The sequence below is a fragment of the Lewinella sp. IMCC34183 genome (assembly GCF_003390915.1).
In the GTDB taxonomy this organism is placed as follows: domain Bacteria; phylum Bacteroidota; class Bacteroidia; order Chitinophagales; family Saprospiraceae; genus Neolewinella.
On the sequence record NZ_QMEM01000002.1, the window covers coordinates 135,406 to 149,353 of the forward strand.

11 protein-coding genes are annotated in these 13,948 nt (G+C 64.3%); 2 read left to right on the forward strand and 9 right to left on the reverse strand.

What is annotated here, in order from left to right; genetic code table 11:
- Nucleotides 1–20: 20 nt before the first annotated feature.
- From DQG19_RS05925 to DQG19_RS05935, 3 genes are read right to left on the reverse strand one after another with little or no spacing between them, the layout of a single operon-like run.
- Entirely contained in the window at nucleotides 21–1,250 is a 1,230-nt protein-coding gene (locus DQG19_RS05925) for an efflux RND transporter periplasmic adaptor subunit (protein ID WP_116125319.1), read from the reverse strand.
- The gene (locus DQG19_RS05930) at nucleotides 1,243–5,544 is read right to left on the reverse strand and encodes a CusA/CzcA family heavy metal efflux RND transporter (RefSeq protein ID WP_116125320.1); all 4,302 of its coding nucleotides are present in this window, start codon (nucleotides 5,542–5,544) and stop codon (nucleotides 1,243–1,245) included. The genes DQG19_RS05925 and DQG19_RS05930 overlap by 8 nt, the downstream gene beginning before the upstream one ends.
- Before the next feature lie 60 nt (nucleotides 5,545–5,604).
- Nucleotides 5,605–5,919, reverse strand: coding sequence for a hypothetical protein (locus tag DQG19_RS05935; protein WP_116125321.1), 315 nt, complete (start codon nucleotides 5,917–5,919; stop codon nucleotides 5,605–5,607).
- Between the two features lie 135 nt (nucleotides 5,920–6,054).
- Between DQG19_RS05935 and DQG19_RS05940 the strand changes: the two genes are divergently transcribed.
- On the forward strand, nucleotides 6,055–6,930 hold the full coding sequence (locus DQG19_RS05940; RefSeq protein ID WP_116125322.1) for a DUF6503 family protein: 876 nt from the start codon (nucleotides 6,055–6,057) through the stop codon (nucleotides 6,928–6,930).
- Nucleotides 6,931–6,986: 56 nt separating this feature from the next.
- Complete coding sequence (locus tag DQG19_RS05945) at nucleotides 6,987–8,261, forward strand: cation:proton antiporter (RefSeq protein WP_157974353.1); 1,275 nt, start codon at nucleotides 6,987–6,989, stop codon at nucleotides 8,259–8,261.
- 32 nt (nucleotides 8,262–8,293) lie between these two features.
- Here DQG19_RS05945 and DQG19_RS05950 read toward each other — a convergent pair whose 3' ends face one another.
- From DQG19_RS05950 to DQG19_RS05975, 6 genes are all read right to left on the reverse strand, one after another.
- The gene (locus tag DQG19_RS05950; protein ID WP_116125324.1) at nucleotides 8,294–9,175 is read right to left on the reverse strand and encodes an alpha/beta hydrolase; all 882 of its coding nucleotides are present in this window, start codon (nucleotides 9,173–9,175) and stop codon (nucleotides 8,294–8,296) included.
- Nucleotides 9,176–9,249: 74 nt separating this feature from the next.
- On the reverse strand, nucleotides 9,250–11,541 hold the full coding sequence (locus DQG19_RS05955; RefSeq protein ID WP_116125325.1) for a glycoside hydrolase family 2 protein: 2,292 nt from the start codon (nucleotides 11,539–11,541) through the stop codon (nucleotides 9,250–9,252).
- A gap of 60 nt (nucleotides 11,542–11,601) precedes the next feature.
- Entirely contained in the window at nucleotides 11,602–12,240 is a 639-nt protein-coding gene (locus tag DQG19_RS05960) for a hypothetical protein (RefSeq protein WP_116125326.1), read from the reverse strand.
- A gap of 137 nt (nucleotides 12,241–12,377) precedes the next feature.
- Entirely contained in the window at nucleotides 12,378–12,947 is a 570-nt protein-coding gene (gene nudK / locus DQG19_RS05965) for a GDP-mannose pyrophosphatase NudK (RefSeq protein ID WP_116125327.1), read from the reverse strand.
- A complete protein-coding gene (locus tag DQG19_RS05970; RefSeq protein ID WP_116125328.1) occupies nucleotides 12,940–13,296 on the reverse strand; it encodes a DUF4406 domain-containing protein in 357 nt (118 codons plus the stop codon). The genes nudK and DQG19_RS05970 overlap by 8 nt, the downstream gene beginning before the upstream one ends.
- Nucleotides 13,297–13,353: 57 nt before the next feature.
- Nucleotides 13,354–13,935, reverse strand: coding sequence for a Crp/Fnr family transcriptional regulator (locus tag DQG19_RS05975; protein ID WP_116125329.1), 582 nt, complete (start codon nucleotides 13,933–13,935; stop codon nucleotides 13,354–13,356).
- Nucleotides 13,936–13,948 lie beyond the last annotated feature (13 nt).

Genomic DNA, 13,948 nt, shown 5'->3' on the forward strand with positions numbered 1-13,948 from the left:
GACATCCGATGTGCGGTGCCTCAGTGTTCGTGCCCGAGCTCGCCCGCCATGCCCTGCGCCTGTACGTAGTAGGCGTTCTCGGTCACCAGCCGCAGGCCGGCCGGCAGGGGATCCACGAAGCGTACGGCGGTGTAGCCGTCCTCGGTCGCCCCGGGCGTGACGCGCAGGGGCGTGAAGGCGACTTCATCTCCCCCCGCGGACGGGTCGGCGGCGTAGACGTAGCTGAATTCCCCCTCCCGCACCACGGCCCCCTCGGGCAGGGCGGTAGCCGTAGCGTTGTCGAGCCAGATGCGGGCGTTGGCGAAGCGGTCCCGGATGAAGGGCGGCTCCTCCCCCACCAGGTGGGCGTGTACGCGGACGGTCTTGTTCTCGGGATTGAATTCCTTGCCGATCACGTGGACCTCGGCTTCGTAGACCTTATTGTTCAGCGAGGGAATGCGGTAGGTGACCCGCTGCCCTTCCTCTACCCGGCCGATGTCGCGCTCGAAGACGTCCAATTCCAGGTGCAGGTGCTCTTCATCGATGAGCTCCATCAGCTGCGTGCTCGGCTCCACGTACATCCCCGCGTGCAGGGCGATGGTGGTGATGTAGCCCGTCCGCGGCGCAAAGAGCGTGATCCGTTGGGTGATGCTTTCCGGCGTCAGGTCGGCCGTGCGGATGCCGAGGTACTCCAGGCGTTCCCGCAGTCCGGCCAGGGTGGCGGTGCGGGCGGCTACGCTTGATTCCAGGCGCTGGACGGTGTTGAGCACGCCGGCGGAGTCAGCGTACAGCTGTTGCTGCCGTGCCAGGTCCTGCCGCAGGTAGGTGAGTTCGGCCTGCGCCTCCAGGTACCGTTGCTGCAGGTCGATGAAGTCGGGATTCTCCAGGTAGCCCAGTACGGCACCCCGCTTAACGTAGTCGCCCTCCACGTAGTTGGCCACGTCGCGCACGAAGCCGGAGGCACGGGCGCTCACGGCGGCGTAGGCATTGGGGGGCAGGCCCAGGCTGCCGGTGGCGGTGAGGTAATCGTTGAGTTTGAGCTGCTGGGTGTCGCCGAAGGCGATGTCCATGGCGGCGATCTGCTCGGTCGACAGGTGGATGCCGCCCCCGTCGTGGTGGTCCTCGTCGACGTGCCCGTCGGCCGGGGCCGCCGCGGAGGCGTCGGGTTCGGGCGGCGCGGCGCAGGTGCCAAGGAAAGCCAGGAACAGGAGCAACAGCAGGTTCCGGCTTCCGGGCCCCGCGGGGAAATGGTTAGGCGTGGGGTTATTCATTGCGCAAGTATTGGAGCCGGAAGACGGCCAGGTTGTGGGTCAGGGTTTCGGAGAGAAGCGACTGCCGGTTTTCGGCCAGTGTACGGAGGGCATCAAGCACCTCGAGGTAGCTCAGTTCGCCGGCGCGGTAGCTCAGCCGCGCGACGCGGGCCACTTCGGCTACGGTGCCGTCACCCCGGTCGCGGTAGAAGGCGATGTTGTCCGCCGCCGCCCGGATCTCGGCGGCTAGGCCCGCCCGGTCACGAGAGTAGGCCAGCCGGGTATTTTCAAGTCGGGCTTCGGCTGCTTCCACCTCGATGCGGCGCGCCTCCACGCGCCGGCGGTTCGGGCCGGTGAAGAGCTGCAGGCTCATGCCAGCCTCGAGCCCGCTCAGGTAGCCGCCCTGGTCAAACCGCTGGGCGGAGTACCCGAGGCGGAAGGCGGGCAGGGTCTGGGCGGCGGTCACGTCAACGGCAGCCTGGCTCTCGGCCACCCGCTGGCGGGCTAGGGCAACGGCGGGGTTTCGCTCCGCGTCCGTATCGGGCAGCGGGAACGCGGTCACCGGGATAAGGGTGTCGGCGGGCAGGATTACGCTGCCCGTGAGGAGGCCCAGTTGCTCCTGCAGGCCGTCGCGCAAGATCTGGTTAGCATCGTCTTGCTGGCGTACCACCTCGCGTTCGGCCGCGATGCGCAGGGGCTCCAGGCGGCTGCCGGCACCCGCTTCGGCCCGGGAGGCGGCGATGCGGTAGTACTCCTGGTACGTGTCGAGCAACCGGAGATAATGACGGTGGAGGGCCTCGCGGTACTGCAGGCGCGCGTACAGGGTACGCAGCGACAGCCGCAGCTCGGCCGCGGTCAACTCCCGCTCGGCGAGGCTGCCGGCGACTACGGCATCCTGCACGGCGTTGGCGGCGCGGAGCGCCTCGGGGTGGTCGAAGCGCTGCACCAGGCTGAGCTGGTTGACCCGCTGGTTGTTGGCGCGGAAGAGCCCGTCGCCGTTGTAGCTGAGGTCGGTGGTTCCGGGGGCGTAGGGCAGGTCCTGTAGCGTACGTCCGCTCGCGGTGAGGCGGTCGGCGGCCCGCAGACCGGGATTGGCGGCCGAGCCTGCCTGCACCGCCTCTTCCAGGGAAAGCCGTTGCACCTGCGCCGTGGCGCCCGCGGCACAGAAGAGCAGGGGCAGCAGGACCACCAGTCCACGGGCGGTGCCCCGCCGGCGCTGCCAGCCCTCCAGCCAGCTGTAGCCGATGGGCAGGATGACCAGCGTGAGGAAGGTAGCGGTGATGAGGCCGCCGATCACCACCGTGGCCAGGGGACGCTGTACCTCTGCGCCGCCCGAATTGGACAGGGCCATCGGCAGGAGGCCGAGGGAGGCCACCGCCGCCGTCATGATGACGGGCCGCAGCCGCACGCGCGTGCCCTCGACGATGCGGGCGCGCACGTCGTCCCAGCCCTCGGCCTTGAGCTGGTTGAAGTAGCCCACCAGCACGATGCCGTTGAGTACCGCCACGCCGAAGAGGGCGATGAAGCCGATACCCGCCGAGATGCTGAAGGGCATATCGCGCAGCACCAGCGCCCATACGCCGCCGATGGCCGACAGCGGAATGGCCACGAAGATCAGCAGCGCCTGCGGGAAGCTGCCGAAGGTGAAGTAGAGCAGAATGAAGATCAGCGCCAGCGCCACGGGCACCGCCACCGCCAGGCGGGCGGAGGCGGCCTGCAGGTTCTCGAACTGCCCGCCGTAGGTGAGGTAGTAGCCGGCCGGAAGGTCCAGGTTGGCGTCGAGGGTACGCTGGATGTCTTCGACCAGGGTTTCCACGTCGGTATCGCCGACGTTGACGCCGATGACGGTGCGCCGGTTGGTGTTCTCGCGGCTGATCTGCATGGGGGCGTCCTTCAGCTGTACGGAGGCTACTTCGCGCAGGGGTACCTGCCCACCGCCGGGCAGCGGGATGTAGAGGTTGGCAACGTCGTCGATGCCGGTACGCTCGTCGGTGCCCAGGCGCACGGTGAGGTCGAAGCGCCGCTCGTTCTCGTAGATGGTGCCCGCCGACGCCCCGGCAAAGGCCGCCCCCACGACGCGGTTGACGTCGCGGACCTGCAGGCCGTACTGGGCGAGCTTACCGTAGTCGAAGTCGACCACGATCTGCGGCATGCCGGTCGTCTGCTCCACCGTGACGGTGCTGGCGCCGGGCAGGGCGGAAATGAGGGCCTGGGCGTCGCGTGCCTTGCGGTAGGCGAGGTCGAGGTCGGGGCCGTAGAGCTTGACGGCGATGTCGGCCTTGGTGCCGGTCATCAGCTCGTTGAAGCGCAGCTGGATGGGCTGGGAAAACTCCAGTCCCAGGCCGGGGAAGATCCGCAGCGCCTCCTCGATCGCCTCGAACATCCCCTGACGGTCGCTGGCGGTCTCCCATTCGTCGCGCGGCTGCATCACGAAGGTGTAATCGCCGGTCTCCACGGGCATCGGGTCGGTAGGGATCTCAGCCGAGCCGATGGAGGTGACCACGTCCATCACTTCGGGAATCTTTTCCAGGATACGACGCTGCACCTTCTCGGTCATGTCGACGCTCTCGGCCAGGGACGTGCCCGGCGGCATGATCTGCTGCATGGCCAGGTCGCCCTCCTCGAGGGTGGGGATGAACTCGCCGCCCAGGCGAGTGAATTGCCACCAGCTGAGCAGAAAGAGCGCGGCGGTGGCCACCACGAAAACGGCCTTGAAGCGCAGGGCTGTCCGCAGCAGCGGCGCGTAGCCCCGCTGGAAGAAGCCGATGATGCGGTCGGCGACGGTCCGCTTGCTGACCACCCGCTTACTGAGGAAGAGGGCGGAAACGGCCGGCACGTAGGTCAGGGAGAGGATGAGCGCCCCGGTGATGGCCAGCATGACGGTCTGCGCCATGGGCCGGAACATCTTTCCTTCGATACCGACCAGCGCCAGGATGGGCAGGTAGACCAGCAGGATGATGATCTCCCCGAAGGCCGCCGAACTGCGGATCTGGATGGAGGCGGTCTCGACCTCGGCGTCCATCTCCGCCGTCGTGAGGGTCTGCCCGGCCCGGCGCACGCCGAGGCGGTGGACGATGGCCTCGACGATGATCACGGCCCCGTCGACGATCAGGCCGAAGTCGATCGCGCCCAGGCTCATCAGGTTGGCGGAGATGCCGAGCACGTTCATCATGGAAATGGCGAAGAGCATCGCCAGCGGGATGACGGAGGCGACGATCAGTCCCGCCCGCCAGTTGCCCAGCAGCAGGACGAGGATGAAGATCACGATCAGGCCGCCTTCGATGAGGTTGGTCGCCACCGTGCGTACGGCGGTGGAGACCAGCTTGTCGCGCACCAGGTAGGGCTCGACGGTGACGCCTTCGGGCAGCGACTTTTGCACCTGGGCGACGCGCTCGCGCACCCGCTCGGTGACGGCGGCGGAGTTGGCGCCGCGCAGCATCATCACGCGACCACCGACGGCCTCGTGACCGTTGCGCACCAGGGCCCCGTAGCGGGGGGCGGCCCCGAAGCCCACGGTAGCGACGTCGCGCACCAGGATGGGGCGGCTGCCGCGCACGGCCACGACGATGCTGCGGACGTCTTCGAGGGTGCCGGCGATGCCGTTGGTGCGGATGTAATAGGTGCGGGGGTTCTTCTCGATGTAGGCCCCGCCGGTATTTTCGTTGCTGTTCTCGAGGGCCGCGAAGACCTCGGGGATGGTCACGTTCATGGCCTTGAGCTGAACCGGGTCAACGGCTACCTCGTACTGCTTGAGGAGGCCGCCCAGGGTATTGACCTCTACCACGCCCTCGATGCCGGAGAGCTGGCGGCTCACGATCCAGTCCTGGAGGGTACGGAGTTCCGTATCGCTGTATTCGTCCTCGTAGCCTTCTTCGACCTGCAGTACGTACTGGTAAATCTCGCCGAGGCCGGTGGAGATGGGGGCCATCTCGGGGGTGCCGAGGCCGGGGGGGATGTTCGCCTCGGCCTCGCGCAGGTGCTCGCTCACGAGCTGGCGGGCGAGGTATATGTCGGTGTCCTCCTCGAATACGACCGTCACGACCGACAGGCCGAAGCGGGAGATGGAGCGGATCTCGACCAGGTCCTGCAGGTTCTGTAGGGCCAGCTCCACGGGGGTGGTGATGAACTGCTCGACCTCCTGGGTGGCGAGGGTCGGCGAGGTCGTGATGACCTGCACCTGGTTGTTGGTGATGTCGGGGACGGCATCGATGGGGATCTGCCGGAGCGAGTAAATGCCCCAGACGATGAGGCCGAGGACGCACAGGCCGACGAGGAGCTTATTCCGAATGGAATAGCGAATAATTGCATCAAACATAGGGAAAAGCTAAGTCTAAAACCGAGTAAAGTGGACAGGGGTATCCCGTGGTTTCGCAGACTAGCTTCGGGGGGGTTGGATGTCGGACGCCGCGGCCAGGAGGGGGGTCCAGATTGGCGTACAGTCGGGGCGGGTTTGCCCGGCGGGGGGCAGCGGGAGCACGACGGGGGCGACCGGGGCGGAACCGAAAACAGTCACGACGGTACCGCAGCAGGCGCAACTACAGAGGGGGGTGCAGTCGTCGTGGTCCGCGGGGGCGTCGTTCTCGTGGTGGGCGTCACTGCCCGTCACCACGTCGTTGGCGGCCAGGTCCTGGCACGGGAACAGCGACAGAACGACAAGCAACAGGGCCATAAAAAGGGCGGGCAGGCGCATACGCAGGGAATACGCCCGGGCGGGGGGATTGGTTGAGCGGGGGATGCACATCGGATGTGCAGCACATCCGATGTCGACTCCGCGCAGCCGCGAACCTACTCCCCTACCCCGCTGTCTCCCTGAAAACCCCCGCCCATGCGTTACCTGCCCCTGCTCGCGCTGCTGTTTTGCCTTGCCTGTACGTCGGAACCGAAATCGAGCGCCCCATCTGACGACGGCACCGCCCAGGAAGCCGGTTCCCCCTACGCCGACCGGATCGAAGCGGCCTACGAACGCCTGGAAGCCGACACCGCCGGCCGGCGGGTGCTGCTCGCCATCGAGGCCCACGGTGGATTGGAAGCGTGGTACGGAAACGGCCCACTCTACTACCACTTCAATTATCAGCCCCTCGACGACGGCTCCCCCCGCAATACCCTGGCCTACAACGACTACGTGAACAGCCGTGCCGTGCACCTGCTGGCTACCGATACGACGCAGCGGTTCGGTTTTGACGGTACGGAAGCTTGGTCCACCACGGGCGAGCGGATCGACGGCATGAGCCCCCGGTTCTGGTCGCTTACGCCCTACTACTTCGTAGGCCTGCCCTTCGTACTGGCGGACGCCGGCATCATCCTGGATACCCTGTCCCCCGCCTCCCTCGATGGCACGACGTACGACATGGTCCGCGTGACCTACGAAAGCGGTACCGGCGACGCCGACGGCGATTACTACGTGCTCTACCTCAACCCGGATACCGGACAGCTGGATGCCCTACGGTACGTAGTATCCTACCCCGGCTACTTCCCAAACGGCGGCCATACGCCGGAAAAACTGATGCAACTCACCGGCAAGACCAAGGTCGACGGCGTCACCCTGCCCACCGGCTACGCCACTAACTACTGGAACGACGGCGACCCCGGTGAGCGCGTGACCGATATTCAAGTCACCGACTACGCCTTCCGGCCGGAGCTCGGCGGTGACTTCTTCGCGATGCCCGATTCCGCGCGTACCTTCAACGACTTGCCGCAGTAGCCTTTGCACATCGGATGTCCTGGACATCCGATGTGCGTGTTCCCAAAACGCCCCGTATGGATATTTTTCACCTGTTCGCCATCCTCGTCGTCTTCACGGCCGTATTTAGCTACCTGAATACCCGCTTTCTTCAGATCCCGGCTACCATCGGGCTGTTCGTGGCCGGGACCCTTTTTTCCGTGGTCGTCCTGATCGTCGGGCATTTTTACCCGGAGGTAATTGCGTACGACCGCCAGGTCTTGGAACAGATCGACTTTTCGGAATTCCTGCTCGAGGGCATCCTGAGCTTTCTGTTGTTTGCCGGCGCCATCAACCTGGATCCCGAGGAGCTAAAGGCCCAACGCGGCCCCATTCTCCTTTCCGCCTTCGGCGCCACGCTGCTGTCGGCCACGCTGGTGGGCGGGCTCACCTACTACGTGCTGCAGCTGTTGGGTACGCCGATACCCTTCCTGCACGCCCTGATCTTCGGAGCGCTTATCTCTCCGACGGACCCGGTGGCTACCCTCGGCATACTGGAGCACACCTCTATATCCGAGTCGCTCAAGACCAAGATCGCCGGCGAGAGCCTCTTCAACGACGGACTGGGCTACGTGGCCTTCCTGATCCTGACCCGGATTGCCGTGCCGGTCCCCGGGGCGGAGGAAATTACTGCCTGGTCTGTCGGTTTAATCTTCGTGCAGGAAGTGTTCGGGGCGGTGGTGCTCGGGTACCTGCTGGGGAAAATGGTGTCCTTCGCCCTTTCCACCATCGACAATTACCAGACGGAGGTGCTCATCACCCTCGCGATGGTACTCGGGGGCTACACGCTGGCTAATTCGTTGCACATCTCCGGCCCGCTGACCGTCGTGATCGGCGGCATTGCCCTCGTCCGGGGGGTCGACGACCGGCAGGCCGTTTCCGATACGACGCAGGATTACCTCGTCAAGTTCTGGGAACTCGTTGACGAGCTGCTGAACGCGGTGCTGTTCCTCCTGATCGGGCTATTCATCCTGCAGGTAGAATTCCACTGGTTCATTTTCGTAGCCGGTATCATCGCGATCCCGATCGTGGTGCTTTCCCGCTTCGTATCCCTCAAACTGCTGATCGAGTCCGTCAAGCGGCGCTTCCCCTTCGAGCGCCACGCGGCCACCATCATGACCTGGGGCGGCCTGCGCGGCGGTATCTCCATCGCGCTGGCGCTGAGCCTGGCACCGGAGATCAGCAAGGACCTGATCCTCGGCATCACCTACATCGTGGTGCTCTTCTCGATCGTGGTGCAGGGACTGACCCTGCAGGGCTTGGTGAAGAAACTGGAAGACGAAACCCACGAGACACCGGCAACCGGCGCATAAGTGGGGTAGATCGTCACGGCTGCCCGGTAATGTCAGTTGCGCGGACGCAACGAGCCGTTCGTCTCCAGCACCTTGCGGAAGAACAGTACGTGATAGGGCAGGGAGTTGCTCCAGTAGGGCCAGGAATGTCCGCCCGGGCGCTCCGAGTAGTCGTGTGGCGTGCCGTTGAATACCAGCCGCCGGTGGAGCTCGCGGTTGGGCTCGATCAGAAAATCATCCACTCCGCAGTCGAAGATCAGGGCCACGTCGTTGGCCTGCATGCTATCGGCGTAGGAGAGCACGTTCGCTTCCCGGTAGACCTCCCGGCCGCCCTCCTTCGGACCCAGTATGCGTGCGAAGGAGCGGCCCACATCCTCGGTAGCCTGCGGGGGCAAGTTCCAGCCCGCCATATCCGGATTCAGGGCACCACTCATGCTGCCGGCCGCGCAGAACAGGTCGGGGTGCCGGGCCGAGAGGTAGAGGGAGCCGTAACCGCCCATGGAGAGCCCCGTAACCACCCGGCCCTCCCGCCTCGCGATCGTCTTGTACCGCCGGTCGATGGTGCCGATCACTTCCTGGGTGATGTAGGTCTCGAACTGGCTGTCTTCCAGCACCGGGCTGTCCAGGTAGTAGCTGAACCACTCCCCTTCCGGCATCACGATGATGAGGTGATTTTCGTCAGCGAGCCGGGTCAGCATAGCCGGCTCCGGCAACTTGAGGATCCAGTCGTCGAAGTGCCCGAGCCCTCCGTGCAACAGGTAAAGGACCGGATGCGCTCCCCCCTCCGTTTTGTAGGAGTCGGGCAGGATAACGACGGCTTTGTAGTCCTTGCCCATGACGGTGCTGGGAACCTGAATGGTGTCGACCGTCGCGGCGGTAGCGGTAGCCCCAAACAGCAAAAGACAGAATAGCAAACTCGGGATACGGGGGATCATAACATCAGTTTGCAGTAAGGTATAACATTGTCTCGAAAAGAGACAATACGGATTCCCGGCCGCTCCGCTCCGCCCTATTCCGTGCCGAATAACCCCAGGTCGAAGGATAGATTTCTACGATCCTCTACCCCCTTCACCCGTACCGTGATGGTGTTCTCGCCCTTTTCCAGCTGCCCCAGCGCGTCGTCGATGCGCCGGACGGTATAGTGTCCGAAACCACCGCCGCCCACGGGCACGTCCAGCACTTCCTTTCCGTTGAGGAATACGGTGAAGTCCACGCTGCCGTTGACGTATTCGGCGTAGAGGTGGGTGGGGGTCCGGTCCGCGCGAAAGGTCCGGGTGAGGTAAAGCGTCCGTTCGGGATTCCAGCCGTTGCCCCGGGGCTGGAAGAAGTCGGCGTAGGTAGCAAAGGGACCGTTTACGGTGCGCAGGTTGGCGGTCTGCGGCAGCGTACCGCCGGTCAGTAACTGCCCATCTTCCGAGGTGGTCATTTGCCAGCGTTGCGGCGCGTGTTCCGACTTGTCCAGTAGCGACAGGCGGCGGGGCGCGGGTGCGTAGAGTTCCTCGAACAGCCTGGGAGCGGTGACGGTATCCAGCTTCAGCACCTCGCGGTCGTAGGTCATCAGGCCGTTCACTTCCCCTTCCACGTCGGTAGTCTGGGTATAGACGGCCGCGGAAAGCCCTTCGGCACGCAGCCCGGCCAGGCCCTCAATCAGGGTTTTGAACCCCCCATTGAGCTCCTCCTGGTTGGTGAAGCTCTGGTAGCCCCAGTTGCGCTTGTTCCACCAGAGGTGATCCTCGACAACCAGTCCCAATCCGCCGAACTCGCCCAGTACCGAGGCGCGGTCTTCTTCCGGAGCTTCCATGCCGGGTCCCGGATACAGGTGGGCATCGTACATATCGCCGGCGCCGCGGTCGGTCCAGCCGCTCGGGGCATCGACCAGGCGCGTGGGGTCGTAGCTCCTGGTCCAGTCGGCGATCCGCTCCGTATCGTACTGCCCCCACCCCTCGTTGAAGGGGACCCACACGACGATGCTGGGGAAATTATAGTAGGCATCGATCATCTCGCGGTACTCCCGCTCGAAGTGTATGCGGTCGGCGAAGGGCTGTTGGGCGTCGGTGGCGGCTTCGGGCGATACACCCGTCCGGTCGTTGATGTAGCCGCTGGGCATATCCTGCCACACCAGCACGCCCAGGGTATCGCAGGCGTGGTAGAAGGTAGCGGGCTCGGTCTTTACGTGCTTGCGCAGCATGTTGAAGCCCCACTTTTTGGTCATCTTGATGTCAAAGACCATCGCTTCCGGCGTCGGGGCGGTGTACAGGCCGTCCGGCCACCACCCCTGATCGAGGGGACCGAACTGGAAATAGGGCTGATCGTTGAGCAGCATGACGGTGTGGCCGTTGGCGTCCTTGCCCAGCGAAATCTTCCGCATCCCCGTGTAGCTGCCTACCGCATCTAGGGCAGTAGCCCCGTCCAGCAGCCGCACCGAGACCCCGTAGCGGTAGGGGTCTTCCGGCGACCACAGGTGTACGTCTGGCAAGGTTACCCGGCCGGCACCCAGCCGACTCCCGGCGGGGAGGTCGATATCCGTAGTTGCCACTTCGCGACCCGTGGCGTCCGTGATGGTCACCCTTGCGCTGCGGTCCGCGGTGAGCCCGGAAGTGTGGACCACTACGTCCACGGCGGAAGCATCGACATTCGGGGTGATTTTCAGATCGGTGAGGTGTTCCCGGGGAACTACCTCCGTCCAAACCGTCTGCCAGATGCCGGTGACGGGCGTGTAGAAGATGCCCCCCGGCGCGTTGACCTGTTTGCCGCGGGGTTGCAGGCCAGCGTCCGTTGGGTCCCAGACGCGCAGGCTCAGCACCTGCGTCCCCCGCCCCGTTAGAAAGGGAGTGACATCGAAACTAAAGGGTACATAGCCGCCCTCGTGCCCCCCCACCACTTCGCCGTTGAGGTAGACCGTGGCGCGGAAATCCACCGCGCCGAAGTGCAGCAGCAGCCGATCGCCGTTACCGAGGCGTGGCGCGGGAAACTCCCGGCGATACCAGAGGTACTGCTCTTCGCCGACCAGCTTTTTGACGCCGCTCAGACTAGACTCCACGGCGAACGGGACCAGTATCGTACCGTCGTAACGCCGGGGGGGAGTAGATTGGGAGAGGGGGGTGATGGCGTATTCCCATTCCCCGTTCAGGTTGGTCCACTCGCCGCGGGTCATCTGGGGGCGGGGGTACACGTCCCAGGGCTGGTCGCGGTCGACGCGGTCGGTCCAGGGGGTGGAGAGTTCGAAATCCAGTACGTCCGGCTCCTGGGCACACAGCGCGAGGGAGAACAGGACAAGGAACAGGCTAAGGGAGGTACGCATGATTAGTGGGTCGACTTGGTGTACCACCAATATAGGTACCCGCCCGTCGGGGATGCCTCCCTAGTCGCAGCCCAGGGAGCGGGTACCCTGCTGGGGGCTGAATCCGTCCTGGTCGTAGATCACCCGGCCTTCGCCCTCTTCGATCCAGGTGCCGTTGGGGTTGCCGTTGTTGTCCAGCATGAAGTTGGCAAAGTGCAGGTTGTTGATGCCTCCTTCGGTCAGCTCTCCGGAGATCACGTGCACGAGGGTCGCCTCTGTCCCGAAGTATTCACTGTCCACTTCGACAAACACCGAGAAGGAGCAGTCGTCGCCGACGATGAAACTGCCGAGGCCGCTACCCGTTTCACCGCCGTTGCGGTAGTCGACCTTGAGGGTCAGTTCCTCGCTGTCCTGGTCGGAGAAAGTGACGTAATAGTCACTGAAGTTCATACCGGGTGTATCGCCCGGGCGGTTGCTTTCCAGCAGTATGAATGCGCTGGCGAGGTAGGTTTCCTCGATGTCCGGCGGGTTGGTGCCGCCGTTGATCGGCATCCCGAGCGTCTCCATCTCATCCAGGATGCTCTGGGGTACGAGGTCGGTGATGTCGCGGGTGAGTCCGTCCTCGTTGGTCGTGGGGCCGAACTTGTCCTTTTTGCAGCCGGGCAGGGCCAGCAGTCCGATGCAAACGAAGAGGAGTGAGGGGAAATAGCGTGTAGTCATAGTGGGAGTTGTTTACTGCGACCGCTGCGGGAGCGGCGTTACCCATTTATCACTTACCCCGGTTTGGTAACCGCCGGTTTGAGGTTTTTTGTCCAGACCACATCGGATGTCCGGGACATCCGATGTCGTCGGGAGCATCACCGCAGGAAGAGCTGCTGCAGCAATACGATCGTCTTGGCATCACGTACCTCGCCCCGCTCCAGCATATTGCGGGCCCGGTCGTACGTGACCTCAAGGACCTCGATCTCTTCCTGCTCCTCGGCGAGACCGCCGCCCCGGGCCACCCGGTCCTCCGGCCGGTACCGGGCGAGAAAGAAGTGCAGTACCTCGGCGACGGAGCCGGGGGAGGTGTAGGCTTCGTATATCTTCTCCATCTCGCCTACCCGGTAGCCGGTTTCTTCCAGTACCTCCTTGCGGATGCAGGTTTCCGGGTCCAGCTCATCCAGGATACCCGCGCAGGCCTCGACCACGAACCCATCTGGATTACCGTTCACGAAGGTCGGCAGGCGGAACTGCCGGGTCAGGATCACCGTCCTGCGCTCCGGATCGTACAGAAGGATGGCGGCACCGTTGCCTCGGTCGTAGGCTTCCCGTTCCTGGCGTTCCCACTTGCCGTCGCGACGCAGGTAGTCAAAGGTGTACTTCTTCAGGGTGTACCAGTTGTCGGATAGCAGTTTCCAACTGACGTTGCGAATGCGGTCATGCATCGGCCGGGGGGATTTCGTCGAGCGAAAAGTAGACCGGCAGGCCCAGGCTACGGGCGACCTCCACGTCCTGGTCCGCTCCCCGCGAATCTCCGGGTATGCGCAGGACCGCTCCGCAACTCCGCAGCAGGCGGTGGGCTACCGGGTAGGATTCGTCGTAGACGGCGTCGCCCACTCGTTCCAACCCCGCGAGCTTCATCAGCGGCAGGGCTACCCACTCGCCGATGATGGGCACGTGACCCCGCCGGTATACGGGAAGGGCGTAGGACTGCAGGCGGTCGAGGTTCTGCCGGATCAGGCCGGGATCGTCGCTGGTCCCGCCGCGGTAGGGTCCGGATATCATGATCATCATGGTCGTATCGTTTGGACCAAAGGTCAGTCCCGCCGATTGGAAAACCCTTAATCTACCTTAAGGATTCTGCCCCGCGGCTTCCCGCCGCAGCGTGCTCAGAACTTTCGGGCTGATGCCCAGATAAGAAGCGATGTGCTTCTGGGAGACCTTCTGGTCCAGGTCGGGATACCGCTCCGTCAGGCGGCGGTACCGCTCGGCGGCCGGCAGGGAAATCGCCTCCTGCACCCGTACCTGCTCCCGGATATAGCCCCCTTGCATAAGGAGCCGGAAGTACCGTTCGAACTTTGGCATAACCTCAAACAAGCGGTCGTAGTCCGTCCGGCTGATCATCCAATACTCCGTATCCTCCAGCGCCTCGATGGTCGTTTGGGACGGCAAGTTGTTGATGAAGCAGTTCATGTCGGTCAGCCACCAGTCGGCAAAGGCGAACATCACCGTCAGCCGCTTCCCGCTGTCGGTAGTGTAGTAGCAGCCCAGGGAGCCGCGTTGAATGAACCATAGCGTAGCACAGCGATCGCCCGCGCGCAGGAGTACTTCCCGGCGCCGTACGCTACCGGACCGCAGGAAACCGGCCAATGTGGTCGTTTCCCTGCGGTCCAGCGTCACGTGACGCCCGATGTTGGCGAGTAGCAGCTCCATGGATAGGTTGTCC